Raw genomic sequence first — 14401 nt, forward strand, 5'->3', positions numbered from 1 at the left:
TTATAAGTCGTCTAACTCGTCAAGGTCATCTAGGTCGGCATCATCCTCTTCCTCAATATCTTCATTATCTATTTTTTTACTAGTCTTATCAAATCCACTAGCTGAACAATAATCATTTAATCTAACAGCTGTTCCTTCTTCACCTGCTTTATCGCCTGTTTGACGTATATACGTTTCGTGCTTTACTGTAGCTTTAATATAGCAACCTACAATGTCTTGTGTATCTATCTCTTCAACCTGGAAATTGTTTAGGCAAGTCCTAGCAAAGTACGACCAAGCTTTTAATGCTCCCTCGTTGATATCTCCGTTTTTCTTCTTGAAAGAAAACTGTTCGGTATGTTTTTCTCCCCTAGCTGTTTGTAATACAACTTTTAATTTACCATAATCTTCGTATTTAGATTCGTCTACTTCCATAATCTTAAATATTGTTATCCCTTCCGGTATTAGTGTAAATGTGCTTTCTGCTAACTTCATTTTTGCCATGTCTTTACTCCTCCTAGTAATTTAATAATGTTCCATTTATGAATCCTACTATTGTATTGCTCATACGGTCAGTAACCAATACAAACTTCTCAATATTATCATCCGATATCTCAACTTCTAGATATACCAATCTGTCATCTTTTTCTATCAAACCAAAATTCTCATTGCTTATACCTATCTCGTCACCAACATCTGTTTTAAATACTCTGACTATATCCGCTGGTTTAGAATCTGCGTAAGGTAATGACGCTCTACTTAACATCAATTCATCGTCGTCTATATCTGCATTTAGTATTGTCCTCATTAGGCTTGTAGGCTCATCTACATTACCAAATGGCTTTACTCCCTCAGGAACTAACATACCAACACCATTACATATCAACCACGGTCTATCTCCATCCTTTACTATTTTTCCGTGTACTCCTACTCTCTTTACAAACTTTTCAAATTTCATAACTTTACCTCCTATTTTTTTAAATAATTATTGCTTTTTCTGAATTTTCTACTAGTAATTTATAATATGATTCTTTTAGTTCGATACCTATAGCACGTCTGTTCATTTTCAAAGCCATATAATTTGAGCTACCTATGCCAGCAAATGGGTCTAGTACTATATCATCTGGATTAGACCACAACTCTATACACCTAGCTATCAAATCTAACTGTAACGGACATATGTGCCTCTCATCCTTATCATCCCTAGCCTGCTGTTTATTAAGTGTATTTGACTGTCTTATATCCATCCATACAGGACTCGCATATTTTCTCCAAACTTGATGAGAATATACCGGCGTAATGTTATATTTTTGCTTTTTGTCATATAATTCTTGATCCGGTTTAGGTCTATCCCCCTTTACTCCCTCCGGTTCATTCTCTCCAAAAAATCTATCAAGTCCACCTTCATGAGTTATTCTTTCAGGATTTTCCCCAGGCTTTCTCATAGTTATTAAATAATCTGGTAGCCCATTTCTACACATAGATGAGTCTTTACACAATTGTTTATGCATCAAACCTAATGCCTTTGTTCTTGTCGCCTCTACTAATGGATCTTTCCAAATGACTACTCTACTATGATATATAAATCCTGCATCTGTAAATAATCTGATTAACTCCCCTGGAAAATCTTTTAACCCTATCACACCGTCCCTCGACTTCATCATAGGTATATCCATGCAATGAAAACTTACCAATCTACCGGGCATTATCACCCTGTATAGCTCATCTATTAAATATTTAAAATGATTATAAAACTCTTTATCATCTTTACTGTTACCCATATCTCTATCACTATTTGAATACGTATATAAGCTTGCAAAAGGTGGACTAAATATACTATAGTGGATGCTATTATCAGGTATTCCTTTCAGTACTTCTACACTATCACCGTGATAACAACTATAAAACTCATTTATAGTTTGATTTAATATTTTATGTTCCATTAACTCATTTCCTCCCAGTTAGGTAATCTCATTCTTACATTTGGCTCATAAGCTGTCATAATCCTAGTTGTTCTTTCTAAATTTTTCTTAGTAATTTCTTTAGTCAATGCTAGCATTTGTCTTTTCATATTCTCAGCATCAACTTCTTTTCTTTCTATATTTTCCTTAACGGCACCCTCTCTAGCTGAAATTATTATATAAACATTAACTTCGTGGGTTTGACCAAACCTCCAGCATCTTCTAACCGCCTGATAATATGCCTCATAACTATCTGATAAACCAACAAATATCATATTATGGCACTGTTGCCAATTCATACCAAAGCCAGCTATTTTTGGTTTTGTAACAAGGCATTTTATACTACCATCTGAAAATTTTATCATTGTTTCAGTTTTATACTTAGCTTTATCAGACCCTTTTATTTCATATGACGAATTGATCAATTTATGTAGCATCTCCGATTCAGCGTTTAAATCGCACCACACTAACCACTGCTCGTCTGACTCATTAACCAATTCACTAGCCGCCTTACATCTAAGTTTTAACGAGTCTTTTCTTGCCTGCCTTCTTTGTGTTAACGTCTGTTTTTCAGTTATAACGCTATCTCCATCAACTATTATCTGATGTATATTTAATTTAGGTAAATCAAACCCTTGAATATCATATCCTAAGTTTCTCGGATTATCTAACACAACTGCCCACGAACTCATCCATTCCCAAAAAACATCTTCCGCGTGTCCTTTTAGTCTCCATTTTGATGTTTCCCCTGAATCGTGAATAAAGTACATCGATAACATCTCAGTCCTCGTCATAACCCCTAAAAACTCGCTATGATTACCTAGTTCCATGTAATCGTTGGGAGATGGTGTAGCTGTACAAGCTAGTTTATATGGTGTATTTCTAAAAATATTTATGATATTATCCCGTATCTTTCCTGTGAAAGATTTCAGTATACTTGACTCATCTAAAACAACACCTACAAATTTATTACCTACAAATCTATCCAGCTTTTCATAGTTGGTTATATTTATCCCGTCTATCACATCTTCTTGAGATTCACAAATATTTACATCATATCCAAATTCTTGACCCTCTAACTTAGTTTGTCCTGTTACTGCTAATGGTGCTATTATTAATACTTTACCACCCACTCTATTTATAATCTGCTGTGCAAACTCCAACTGCATTAAAGTCTTACCTAAGCCACAATCTGCAAATATAGCTGACCTGCCTTTTTTTAAGCTCCATCTGACTATATCTTTCTGATAGTCAAATAATTTTTTATTTAATAGACTTCTATTTACATCAAACCCCGATTCAATTGATACAGCTATTTTATTTTTAATAAATTGTTCGTATTGTAAAAGCATTTATCAATATCCCTCCTAATCAATCGAAGATGTTTTTAATGTATATACATCGGATGATTTTTTATATTTCTCAAATACATCGGGTAATTCTTTCTTTAATTTAGTCTGATCCAGTGATGTACGATTAGATTTTGTAAGTGTCCAAGTATATTTTTTACTAGCTATTTCTACCTTAGTATCACCCTCCCTAAATTGTGTAGTCATAGATTTTTTTACTATAGCTTGTATCTCTTTTAATCTATCCTTTTTTTCCTTTAATTTGTCTTCTGCTTTATTTATAGATGTTATAAGCTTGTCAGCTTCCAACATAAGCTTTTGAATGTCTTCATCCTTAGCCTCAGTAACATTCTTTCTCAGAACCTTTAGTATGTCAGCGTCCCTCTTCTCGTCAAACTCTGGCGATATACCAGTTAACACATGATCATCCCAAAACTTCAATGCTGGTTCTATGTAGGATTCTTTAAAAGTCGGATACTCTTTTGATAGACTAAATTCTATCACTACAGTATTATCTATGTTAGGCTCAAACTTTTTTGGATTTGTATAATCCTTATCCTCCAGGAAACTACAAGTCATAACCACATCATCAAAACCTAGTAGGTAAGCATACAAACACGCCTGTAATTTATAATATATTGGTGGCTCTATTTTTCCGTCCACACCCTTCCAATCTTCTACTCTCTTTGTGGTCTTAACTTCTACCACAAACTCATCTCCTATAAAGTCCCACATACCACCCAATGCTTCAGTATCCTTAAAAAAATCACCCCATGTTTTTTTGAAGTAATCTGGACCATATACATCTGTAGGGCTTTTAATGTCCATAAAATACCTATCTCTCAAATAGTTACATATTTTAGGCTCTATGGTTTTACCTGCTATCGTATATATAGTATCTTCAAACGGCTCTTCATATGTCCTCGTCATCTCACACCACGCTTTAAATGGTGTAGACCAATTATTAAATCCCAGAATTGATGCGAACCTTGTCGCTGTCAATTTCTTTGGTTTTTTCGGTGGATCAACCTTAATTTTGTTATTCGCTATAAATTCCATAACTATCACTCCTCTTTACTATTGAACTATCCTAGCTTTAAAAGACTTCTTGTTTTTCTTTTTTGAGTTTTTAACTACTGTAGTTTCCTTATCTTTGATATGTACTGTTGATATAGTCACTACCTCAGTACCTCTGAAACTTGCAATTTCACCTGTAGAATTATCTGTAACTAGATTCCAGTCGCCATACTTATCAGCTCCTATAGTTTCATTTAACTTATTGACGCTATAAGGCGTATCTGTCCTAAATGCTAGTGTTTTCCCATTTTTAAACGATAAAACATTTAAATACATATTTCTCAACCCTTTCTAACGGTTTGCCGTTAACTTTGAATATAATTATTCTACTACCTTCTCACCAATTTCTATCAGTAAATCATCCGCCTCAGACTTAGTTAGCCCATCCTTGACTCTCCTAACTGTGGATCTTATGAACTTAGAATATTTCTTTTCTAACTCGTCATCGAATACAACATTATCCTTATCCATATACTTAGCCCTTAGTTTTTTAAGACCATTTGTAATAGCTGTCTTTTGCGTCTTTGTAAATTCTCCATCAGCATCTGTCAACTCTTCCTTAACCTCTTCTCTTTCTCCTGGTGTAGCAGGTTTACTAGATTTCTTTTTGGTAGACTTTGACGCCTTACCGTCCTCATCTACCGGCTTGCCTGTTACAGCCTCTATACCGTCGCTCTCTATAATGTCTAATGCTAACATATATAGATATCTTCTTATGTATGTTTGAACAGCTCCTACCTTCTGTATAGGATTTTTAATTAGTGATTCATCAGTGGCTAACTGTGATGTAAATATAATTGACTCCTCTGGATTATCAACGTTAAATATCTGTAAAACTGCATCTACATCACTGAACGAAATTACGTCAGCTAGTCCAAGTTCTTTAAATATTCTTTGCTTTGTGGGTATGATTTCGTCTAATGTGAAATACTTATACTCTGCAAAGCTATTGATGCCTGTTTTCTTAATTCCTGCTTCTAGGAACTCCTTTCTTGCTTCTAACAATTTTTGATACACATTTTTTGTTGCTTTTGCTGTAGCCATTATTATAACCTCCTCTGTTATTTTTTTTAGTTTATTCTCGACTTTTCGGTCTATGTTTATATATTTATCGATACGACCCTTAGCCATATTGATATAATAATCCAGGTCCAGCTTATCTATAGTTAACTTATTTTCGTTGTCTATATATGCATGACTGGGACACTCTGAAATTGTCGATTCTTGCCACTCTGGTGGATTTACTGGTATTTTATCCATCTTGCCGGTTTCTTTATTTTTCTTTCGTTTAAAAGTAACCCTCTTACCTTTGACTATTTGACCATAAGATTCATCTTTGACAGCGTATATTCTATTAACTTTTTGCACTTCATATTTTTCACCGTTGATATAATGATATGTACCATCGAATGTACCACCTGTTTTTACAATCTGCTGAAATTTAAATATGTCATCACACTCTCGTATAGTTTTTTCGACCGGTATACCGTTAACTAAGAAGTCAACTACTGCCTTATGAATTATTGAAAGTGAGTTTGTTTTAAAATTACCACCATTGTATAAGGATACAAAACCACCTTTAGTCTTAAACGTACCATCGGCTTTGATGCCTATATAATTGTTGACATCCTTCTGGATGACTTTTACAAAGTCGTCCCTCTCCATCTCAAACTTAGTAATTTCGCACCACTCGGCTACTATTTTTTCAGATAAATCTACCTCTTTACGGTCGATTGAAAACATAATACCATCGGTGTTTATATTAATAAAATCAATTGACTTACAAGCTCTTGATAATCTTACAATCAGCATTGTCATTGCCAGTTGGTTTGTGATACATACAGACCTACCAGCCCATCTATCTGCTAAATCATTATATTGATTCAACATAGCACCATACACAGTATTAACAACTAACTTCAATGCACTGGCTCGTTGCCTGTCACCTTGCTTTTTATAACCTAGTCTTCTCTTGACTAGAGTTTCATAGGCTCCAGCATCTTCCATGGACCTAGAACAATATCCGAAATTTATCATCGAATTAGGGTATAGACTAGCTACGTCTTGATTGATTATGACCCTATCCTTATCTTCCTCAACTGTAACGCATGGTTTTGCACCATGAACTCCACCCCAAGCATATGTCACTGGACAAGATCCATATGACGTCTTAAAAATTATATCCAATGTCACTCCTTTTGACCCAGGCGAACCGAATAGTTTTATGTCGGGTATCGACTTATCACGTATTTGATTAAAAAACTCCATGACTTTTAGCGGAATATCGTCAACATTAATGTTATCGGGTACAATGTAATCTCGCTCGTCTGTCCTTTTTACCAGCTTCGCACCTAAGACCTTAGCTGATAACTTGGCGTTGGTTAGTCCTACGCCTTCTGATGGTGTGACACCATACATATCGGCCACCATAATCTTAGCATCTATATAGTCTTCTTTACGCTCATGATATAGCTTGATAGTACTATCTACGTCATACTTACAATATTGTATGACCTCGTCCAGCTCTTCAGCTGTTAACTTACGATCTATATTAAAAGGTATGGATGACTCTACTATAGGCAATCCTAAATTACCCTCTATAGCTTTCAGGGATATTCCTTTATCTGCTATATCGTCCCTTAAATCAAATGTTGGAACTGGTAATTTTTTATATGATACGAAAGGAAATTCCCATGCGTTACCGCCGTTTAATATATGATCATTATGTCGTTTAACCTCGACATTGGATCCTCCTAGAAACATTGTAAGTAGAACCCAGTTGTCATAGTGCTTATTATTAAAGCCTCCTAAAATAATGTTAGGCTGTTCTAAAAAACTTCTCAGATGAAAGTTATCATTATGTATCACTACATGGTTAGAACCTTCTTCCGGTCTTCTAAATACCACTACCCAATCGTCCTGAAATACTTCTATGTCATAAATGTATACGTTCATTTACTTACCTTCGCTCATATCATCTAAACACACCTCGCATATATCTGCCTCGTGGTTGTCTTCTAAAATACAGTCACACATTATACAATGCTTCATTTTTTACCACCTCCATATTTTCTCTGATAACTTTCTATATACTCATTGAATAGCTCCTCCGTAAAATCTGCGTATTGCGACAATGCCCTATATATATCAACCTCGATAGTTCCTTTGGTCAATAGGTGTATATAACTACATTTCTGCGTCTGTCCTGTCCTGTGAATCCTGTCTCTTGACTGCTCTAATGATATAGTTCTTATAGTGGGTTCGTAATAAATAATCGTATCACTAGCGAATAAGTCAATCCCTGCTGACGCCGTTTCGTACTGACAAACAATAATTTTGATAGACTCGTCTTCTTGAAACTTACGCCAAATTTTTTTGTCTTTTTGCTCTCCATTTAAAACAACATACTTTACTTTCAGCTTAGTTAATAACTTGCTGATATTAGCGATGGACTGTATAAAATGTGCGAATATTACTAATTTCTTCTCGCTTGGGAAACTTTCTATAATCTCCTGTAGTATACTTATCTTCTCGCATGGAACCTCTTCTATACTGCCGTCTTCCATAACTATAAATCCACTTGCTAGCTGTCTAAGTTTAATCTGACGTGCCAATGGGTTCTCTGCCAGGATGTCATATTCTAAAAGTGCTGACTTAGTGGCTAACCTCTTGTATTTATCCTTAACCTTTAAGTCCACTTTTATAATTTCATCCGGTAGCTTATCTGGTAAATCTAGACATTCATCTTTTTTGACTCTGAAACTATACTCATCCATGATATCCTGTAGCTCGTTGACGTGGATGTAAGAACTCGGTTTGAAATACTTATTGAGTATTGCATATCTTTTTAAAAATTCTCGGTATGAGCCTTTATGTTTGACACTCGGTTCGTACTCATCCATCTTACGACGGAATATATTACTATAAGTGTGACCACGCTCAACATAGCAATCTAGGAAACAAAATTGACTCCATATATCTTCAAGGTGACCATTGGATACAGGTGTACCAGTTAAAATATATTTATACTTAGCTCTGCTAGCTAGCTTCAATAAAAAGTCTGACCGCTTGGATGTCCTATTCTTAATAAAATGAGCTTCATCCAAAATAATACAATCGTATATATTATTATATCTAGTCCCACGCCACACTTTATCATAGTTAATCAGCGTAATATGTTTCTGTAGTAACCTCGTATCTTCATCACCAAATAACTCCATATCTCTTTCCCATGCTCCTAATGCTGATTTGGGACCAACTACCAAAATACTGTTTACTTCTTTAGACTTTATCAAATCCCTCAATCTGAATAACGCTGATAGAGTTTTACCTGTCCCTTGCTCCATGAATAATGCAAAATTATCATGTAATCGGGTATATGATAATGCTATTTTTTGATGATTATATAAATTGATTGTCATTTATACCCTCTATTTTATTATTCTTAAATAATTCACCAGCCAACATACCAGTGAATACAATTAATAAATCTCGAATATCTTGACGCTCATCTACTACGTCCCCTATAATTTTGCCTGCTATATGGCAAAATTGTTCTTCCGATATTACTTTCTCTTTATTTTCATGTATCAACTCTATATGATGTATCTCTGATTGATGTATTTTTCTTAACTCATTATTCTTTAATTTTATAATTATCACATAATCAGAATCCATATTGCATCTAAGTGATTTATATATTGATCTGACTTCTCCTATTATCATTTCACCGTTTAAATCGACCCTTACCATTTGATTGTTTATTAAATCTTTAATTTTTATCATATTCCCTCTCATTCTTTTAATTTCCTTTTGCTATTCATTCGCCCACTTGAGATATGAGCAAATATATTCGTATAATATCAATAATGCGTATTTAGTCGCTCCTAATGTTCTTTCTATAAAATTATTCATTTTCTCACCCCGCTAAATGTAATCTTGATATTCTATCGCAGAAAATGGTGGGACGCTCTTTCTTGCTACTGAATCCTGCAATCTCATGCCGTAATGCAGATAATATGCATAAGCTTTTCTAGATATAAACTTAAGCGAACCATATTCAGCTATACACTGAACTGGTATCTTCTCGTTCTTTTCTGCCTCTTCCCAAGCCTTTTCAAATATCTCATCCCCTTTTGTTCTTCCAATTTGGAAGTACTGAATTACGTCTTTTTTTCTAATCATGTCGGGTAAAATAATTTTTTCTTTTTTCACTTTTTATCATCACCTTACTCGTGCTCTTCAATAATAATGTCATTATATTTAATCAAAAGTTTAAGTTCACCTCTTGAAATATAATCTTCTAATATAGATTCATTAATTGTAATTTTTCTGAAAGTTTTTAAATCTAATAAACATATATTCCCATCATCATCAGGTATTAGTAGTTTTTCATTATTTTGATATAGAACTATATCACCTATTTCGACGTTGTTCTTTTTATTTGCAATAATTTTCATTTAAGCACCTCCTAATTTTGTTCTTTAATATTTAAAATATTAATTATCTTTTTTCTATAATGCTCGGCTTTTCGATTACCATTGATGATATCGGATAAATATGCGGCTGAAATATCAAGCTCATCGGCCAGCCATTTCATTGACTTGTTTTTTTTCAGTAAAGCCACTTTTACTTCAATTTTAAAATTCATTTTTTTCACCCCCTTTCGTATTATCAACAAATTTTCTTAGAAAAAATATTGACTTATAATAGCTAATATGCTAATATATAAGCACGATGAATAAACATAAAACTTTTGCCGAAGTTATAAATGTTATTTTTTTTTATTATATATTTAGCGGTTTTTTATGCATTGCGTTTTAGCTTATATGTCAAGTATAATGGATAAAATGCTAATTGTCAATAGCAAATTCGCTAATTATTTTTTATGGAGGTTAAAAATTGAATTTATTAGAGAGAATCCAACAATTAGCAGTTATCAGGGATATGTCTATTGCTGAAATTGAAAGAAAATCTAATTTAGGAAATGGTACAATTAGACGGTGGGCAGACTCAATTCCATCGGCAGATAAATTATACAGAGTTTCTAAAGTTTTAGGAGTATCGATAGAATATCTTTTATCGGGTGAAGAACCTATCGAAAACGAAAAAAGCAAACTAATAGCTAGAAAAGCTTCTTCTTTATCTGCTGAACAGCTAGATGCAGTATTAAACATGATTGATGTATTTAAGAATAAATAGGAGGTGTCAATGGTCTATAATTACGATGAGTATTTAAAAATTCCAAAGTACCCAAGGTACAGTTTTGTTTATTATGTTTTGGGAGATTTTATAGATGATACTATTAATTACCCAGTTGATTTAAGAGCGATATGTGATAAAAATAATTGGAAATTAATTCCTTACACATCATTCGATTGGAAATTATATAGTATTTCCAGTGATGGGTTTTCATTTGTAAATAACGGGGAAGTTTGTATTTTTTACAACGAATCGCAAATGACTGAAAGAATCAATTTTACAATCGCTCACGAGATAGGTCATATCGTATTAGGTCATCTTTTTACAAACGACGTACTGTCTCATAATAAGTTGGTTAAGAATAATGTATTAGAGATAGAAGCAAATGTATTTGCTAGAAATTTACTGTCACCTGCACCACTGATAGTAAACTTAAAACAACTTCCAAGTCCAAAGAATTTCGCAAAGAAATTTAACGTTAGTGAACAATTTATGAATATTAGATATCAGTATCTAGATCTTGATTACAAGTCGGTAAAATACAGCGACTGTGTTATAGAAAAGTTTAAACATTATACTAATAAAATAAATTTAATAAGTGCATATATGTAAAATTATGATGTTCATTTGAAAGGAGCAAGTACTATTATGTTTGTATTTTTATCATTTGTATTTTTTATATCTTTCATTTCTCTAATAGTTTTTGGTATTTTGACTATAAAGAATAGGAAGAACAATAAGAAAAAGAAGTATGTGAAAAATTGTAAAATCCTTATTGGTATTATTATAGCATCCTTTATCGGATGTGGATTTTTTGCACCTGATGATGCGACTAAAAACGCTAGTAACCCTGTAGAGGTAAATTCAAAAAAAGAAGCATCTCAAAAAGTTGATAAGGTTAAGAGTGAACCTAAGAAAACAGAACAAAAACCTCAAAAAGTAAAAGCTAAACCAGTTGTTAGTAATCACTTCGACGAGGCTAAAGTAGTTAGAGTTATTGACGGTGACACCATACATATATCCATCAATGGTCAAACACATAAACTTAGATTGATAGGGGTAGATACACCTGAAACTGTACACCCTAATAAGCCAGTTGAATTTTATGGTAAAGAAGCTAGTGACTTCACTAAAAATTCACTTGCTGACAAAACTATCTACTTGCAAAAAGATGTATCTGAGACTGATAAATACGGTAGACTGCTTAGATATGTATGGCTTGAAAGACCATCATCCGATGATCCAATTGAAGATGAAGTTGTAACCAAAATGTATAACGCAATTTTAGTTAAAAATGGATATGCCCATGCATATACCTATCAACCCGACAGTAAGTATAGTACCATATTCGCTCGATTGCAACATACGGCAAGAGAAAATAATATAGGTTTATGGTCTAATGCACAAATAGAGGAACAACCTAAATCGCCTGATAATAATACAACTAATTATAACGCCGACACAACGGAAAATGGAAAAATAAAAGGTAACAGAAAATCTATGAAATACCATGTTCCAGGTGGTATGTCATATAATAAGATAAGCGAAGATAATGTAGTTTATTTCGACACAGAACAAGAAGCAATAGATGCAGGTTATATTCGTGCTAAAAGGTAGGTGACTATTAATGACTATAGAAAATCAACTGCGTGAGTTAATCACATCAAAATATGGCTCTTTACGTGAGTTCACATTCAACATTGGCATACCATACTCTACTTTATCGACTATTCTAAAAAATGGTATCATGACTGCAACAATGTTAAATATGGTAAAGATTTGTACAGCTTTAAATATCAAACTCGATGAACTGGTATCAGGTAAACTAGTTGAAAACGAACCAAGTATACCATTGCTAGATGTTGAAAAAATAATAGAGCATACTAAGATTAGTATAGAAAATCCAAATGTTAAAATCGAGGGCAAAATTATGAATGAAAATACAAAAAAATTGCTTATGAACTCGCTTGACCTAAGTTATCAACTAGCCTTAAAAATGCGTAAAAATCTATAATTTTCAAATTAAGATAAAATAACAAAAACTATAACAAAAAACCATAACAAAACTACTAACAAAAAAAACTTTACATTTTTTACCACAATTTTTAAACATCCATCAACAAAAAAAATAACAAAAACATATTGTTTTTGTTAGCAAGTGTTATAGTTTTTGTTATACTTCAAACCCTTGAAAATACACAATTCCTATATAGAATATAACATAATAACATAATTTTCTTTAAGTTAATGTAATAATTAATAATATATAAGTATATATAATAAAAATAAAATATATATAAGAGTTGGAAAAATTTTTGTTATTTTGTTATATTTGATATTTTGGTTTTTCTCAATGAAAATAGGTAACTAAAAATTCATTATATGTGGTATGTGTTGATGTGTATAAAACCCGTCTAAAATCTTTTATACGGTCTTTTATAATTACACTTAGTACTTTTATTGTCGATTAGTGTTAAAACGCTAATACGACCGTTTAGAGCGTCAAACCGATATTTTAGAAAGGATGGTAAATTATGAATGTGGAGCAACTAAAAAATGGTAAGTTCAAATATAGAGAAAAATATAAAGATCCAATGACAGGCAATTGGAAATCTGTAACCATAACCTATGAGAAAAATAACAGACATATCGAAAAACTGGCACAACGAGAACTAAACAAAAAGATAGATACAATACTATCCGATAATATCAACAATAACATCGATGTCACTGTAGGCTCTATGATAAAACTTTATTTGGAAGATGTAAAAAATGTTCTAAAAGAAGATTCAACATATCCTCACAGAATTAGAGTTATGAAAGAAATTCAGTCATTACTAGGCAAAGATACAAAAGTATCTAACATTACATCTCTATACATAAATAAGACACTTCCTCATAACCACCTTAGAACATACTCTAAAATATTATTTAAATGGGCTTACCGAAATGAATTGACTGATAAAGATATTAGTTTATTTATCAAGAAAGATCTAAAAAAGAAAAAAACACTACAGGAGGTGATTAACCAAGATTGTGACGAAAGGCAATACTATACACGTGAAGAATTGACAAATCTTTTTAATACCTTATCAACATCGAAAAGTTATTATCCCAAAATGCTAAGGCTAATATTGGAAGCTCAAACAATCCTTGGAAAAAGATTCGGTGAAGTAATCGCACTGTATGAAGATGATATTGACGAACAAGAACAGATAGCTCATATATATAAGAGAATTTATAATGGTTCTGTTAACACCCCTAAAAATAAAAAATCAATCGATGATATAGGTATCAACAAGCGAATGATACAAATAAAAAAAGAGTCTGTATTTATAAAAAAAATGTATGGTATTGAATCTAGATATCTATTTCCTACTAAACATGGTGAGCCTTATTGTTATGATACTGCTAGAACAATTTTAAAACGATACGGATATAAGTCAAATACGCATATGTTTAGAAAAACCTGTGCCTCTTTACTGGCTGAGCAAGGTGTACCACTTAAATATATACAAGATAGACTTGGACACGAAGATGATAAAATGACTACAGATATATATATTCAAGTGACTGAGAAAATGAAAAAAGACCAACAAGACTATTTCAAAAACTTGAATATTTTTTAATTTTTTATCTAGTTTGTCCCTTTCTTGTCCCCTAATAAGTAAAAATATCTTATAGACTTTTATTATTTGTTGATATTTCAATGTTTTATACATCAAATCTTACTTTTAATTGTATAACTATATTATACAATATATAACACCATAATGGTATATTAAAGTTTTTTTTGTTGATTTATCAAGTGTTATAATGTCGCTAGTGTCCAAT

The 14401-nt window shown here is 32.6% G+C and carries 17 protein-coding genes; 5 read left to right on the forward strand and 12 right to left on the reverse strand.

Features of this window, described 5'->3' with window-relative positions:
- From BM120_RS09060 to BM120_RS09115, 12 genes are all read right to left on the reverse strand, one after another.
- On the reverse strand, positions 1-483 hold the full coding sequence (locus BM120_RS09060; RefSeq protein WP_091995305.1) for a hypothetical protein: 483 nt from the start codon (positions 481-483) through the stop codon (positions 1-3).
- A gap of 13 nt (positions 484-496) precedes the next feature.
- Positions 497-937 (reverse strand): hypothetical protein, encoded by a 441-nt coding sequence (locus BM120_RS09065; protein ID WP_091995308.1) that lies wholly within the window; start codon positions 935-937, stop codon positions 497-499.
- Positions 938-956: 19 nt separating this feature from the next.
- Complete coding sequence (locus BM120_RS09070; RefSeq protein ID WP_091995310.1) at positions 957-1922, reverse strand: DNA-methyltransferase; 966 nt, start codon at positions 1920-1922, stop codon at positions 957-959.
- Complete coding sequence (locus BM120_RS09075; RefSeq protein ID WP_091995312.1) at positions 1922-3292, reverse strand: helicase-related protein; 1371 nt, start codon at positions 3290-3292, stop codon at positions 1922-1924. The genes BM120_RS09070 and BM120_RS09075 overlap by 1 nt, the downstream gene beginning before the upstream one ends.
- Positions 3293-3307: 15 nt before the next feature.
- Positions 3308-4348 (reverse strand): YqaJ viral recombinase family protein, encoded by a 1041-nt coding sequence (locus BM120_RS09080; RefSeq protein WP_091995315.1) that lies wholly within the window; start codon positions 4346-4348, stop codon positions 3308-3310.
- Positions 4349-4366: 18 nt separating this feature from the next.
- Positions 4367-4642: a hypothetical protein gene (locus tag BM120_RS09085; RefSeq protein ID WP_091995318.1), complete on the reverse strand. Its 276-nt coding sequence runs from the start codon at positions 4640-4642 to the stop codon at positions 4367-4369.
- Between the two features lie 45 nt (positions 4643-4687).
- Positions 4688-7321, reverse strand: coding sequence for an ERF family protein (locus BM120_RS09090; RefSeq protein WP_091995321.1), 2634 nt, complete (start codon positions 7319-7321; stop codon positions 4688-4690).
- A gap of 92 nt (positions 7322-7413) precedes the next feature.
- Positions 7414-8787, reverse strand: a complete 1374-nt coding sequence (locus tag BM120_RS09095) for a DEAD/DEAH box helicase (protein ID WP_091995324.1) — start codon at positions 8785-8787, stop codon at positions 7414-7416.
- Positions 8768-9151 carry a hypothetical protein gene (locus tag BM120_RS09100; protein ID WP_091995327.1) on the reverse strand — a complete coding sequence of 128 codons (384 nt, stop codon included), beginning with the start codon at positions 9149-9151 and terminating at the stop codon, positions 8768-8770. The genes BM120_RS09095 and BM120_RS09100 overlap by 20 nt, the downstream gene beginning before the upstream one ends.
- 141 nt (positions 9152-9292) lie before the next feature.
- Complete coding sequence (locus BM120_RS09105; RefSeq protein WP_091995329.1) at positions 9293-9580, reverse strand: hypothetical protein; 288 nt, start codon at positions 9578-9580, stop codon at positions 9293-9295.
- A 14-nt stretch (positions 9581-9594) separates the two neighbouring features.
- The gene (locus tag BM120_RS09110; protein WP_091995332.1) at positions 9595-9825 is read right to left on the reverse strand and encodes a hypothetical protein; all 231 of its coding nucleotides are present in this window, start codon (positions 9823-9825) and stop codon (positions 9595-9597) included.
- Between the two features lie 11 nt (positions 9826-9836).
- Positions 9837-10016, reverse strand: a complete 180-nt coding sequence (locus BM120_RS09115; RefSeq protein ID WP_091995335.1) for a helix-turn-helix domain-containing protein — start codon at positions 10014-10016, stop codon at positions 9837-9839.
- Positions 10017-10312: 296 nt separating this feature from the next.
- Between BM120_RS09115 and BM120_RS09120 the strand changes: the two genes are divergently transcribed.
- From BM120_RS09120 to BM120_RS09140, 5 genes are all read left to right on the forward strand, one after another.
- Positions 10313-10567 (forward strand): helix-turn-helix domain-containing protein, encoded by a 255-nt coding sequence (locus BM120_RS09120; protein WP_207645714.1) that lies wholly within the window; start codon positions 10313-10315, stop codon positions 10565-10567.
- Positions 10568-10576: 9 nt separating this feature from the next.
- On the forward strand, positions 10577-11179 hold the full coding sequence (locus BM120_RS09125; protein ID WP_091995339.1) for an ImmA/IrrE family metallo-endopeptidase: 603 nt from the start codon (positions 10577-10579) through the stop codon (positions 11177-11179).
- 36 nt (positions 11180-11215) lie between these two features.
- A complete protein-coding gene (locus BM120_RS09130) occupies positions 11216-12184 on the forward strand; it encodes a thermonuclease family protein (RefSeq protein WP_091995341.1) in 969 nt (322 codons plus the stop codon).
- Between the two features lie 10 nt (positions 12185-12194).
- Positions 12195-12581 carry a helix-turn-helix domain-containing protein gene (locus BM120_RS09135; protein ID WP_091995343.1) on the forward strand — a complete coding sequence of 129 codons (387 nt, stop codon included), beginning with the start codon at positions 12195-12197 and terminating at the stop codon, positions 12579-12581.
- Positions 12582-13101: 520 nt separating this feature from the next.
- Positions 13102-14196, forward strand: coding sequence for a tyrosine-type recombinase/integrase (locus BM120_RS09140; RefSeq protein WP_091995345.1), 1095 nt, complete (start codon positions 13102-13104; stop codon positions 14194-14196).
- Positions 14197-14401: the final 205 nt, after the last annotated feature.

Source organism: Peptostreptococcus sp. D1, assembly GCF_900112955.1.
GTDB lineage: Bacteria > Bacillota > Clostridia > Peptostreptococcales > Peptostreptococcaceae > Peptostreptococcus.

Coding starts and splice junctions, on each gene's coding strand:
- BM120_RS09140 (WP_091995345.1), top strand. CDS start 13,102: ATGAATGTGGAGCAACTAAAAAATGGTAAGTTCAAATATAGAGAAAAA.
- BM120_RS09065 (WP_091995308.1), bottom strand. CDS start 937: ATGAAATTTGAAAAGTTTGTAAAGAGAGTAGGAGTACACGGAAAAATA.
- BM120_RS09135 (WP_091995343.1), top strand. CDS start 12,195: ATGACTATAGAAAATCAACTGCGTGAGTTAATCACATCAAAATATGGC.
- BM120_RS09110 (WP_091995332.1), bottom strand. CDS start 9,825: ATGAAAATTATTGCAAATAAAAAGAACAACGTCGAAATAGGTGATATA.
- BM120_RS09070 (WP_091995310.1), bottom strand. CDS start 1,922: ATGGAACATAAAATATTAAATCAAACTATAAATGAGTTTTATAGTTGT.
- BM120_RS09120 (WP_207645714.1), top strand. CDS start 10,313: ATGTCTATTGCTGAAATTGAAAGAAAATCTAATTTAGGAAATGGTACA.
- BM120_RS09060 (WP_091995305.1), bottom strand. CDS start 483: ATGGCAAAAATGAAGTTAGCAGAAAGCACATTTACACTAATACCGGAA.
- BM120_RS09115 (WP_091995335.1), bottom strand. CDS start 10,016: ATGAATTTTAAAATTGAAGTAAAAGTGGCTTTACTGAAAAAAAACAAG.
- BM120_RS09085 (WP_091995318.1), bottom strand. CDS start 4,642: ATGTATTTAAATGTTTTATCGTTTAAAAATGGGAAAACACTAGCATTT.
- BM120_RS09075 (WP_091995312.1), bottom strand. CDS start 3,292: ATGCTTTTACAATACGAACAATTTATTAAAAATAAAATAGCTGTATCA.
- BM120_RS09095 (WP_091995324.1), bottom strand. CDS start 8,787: ATGACAATCAATTTATATAATCATCAAAAAATAGCATTATCATATACC.
- BM120_RS09125 (WP_091995339.1), top strand. CDS start 10,577: ATGGTCTATAATTACGATGAGTATTTAAAAATTCCAAAGTACCCAAGG.
- BM120_RS09130 (WP_091995341.1), top strand. CDS start 11,216: ATGTTTGTATTTTTATCATTTGTATTTTTTATATCTTTCATTTCTCTA.
- BM120_RS09080 (WP_091995315.1), bottom strand. CDS start 4,348: ATGGAATTTATAGCGAATAACAAAATTAAGGTTGATCCACCGAAAAAA.
- BM120_RS09090 (WP_091995321.1), bottom strand. CDS start 7,321: ATGAACGTATACATTTATGACATAGAAGTATTTCAGGACGATTGGGTA.
- BM120_RS09100 (WP_091995327.1), bottom strand. CDS start 9,151: ATGATAAAAATTAAAGATTTAATAAACAATCAAATGGTAAGGGTCGAT.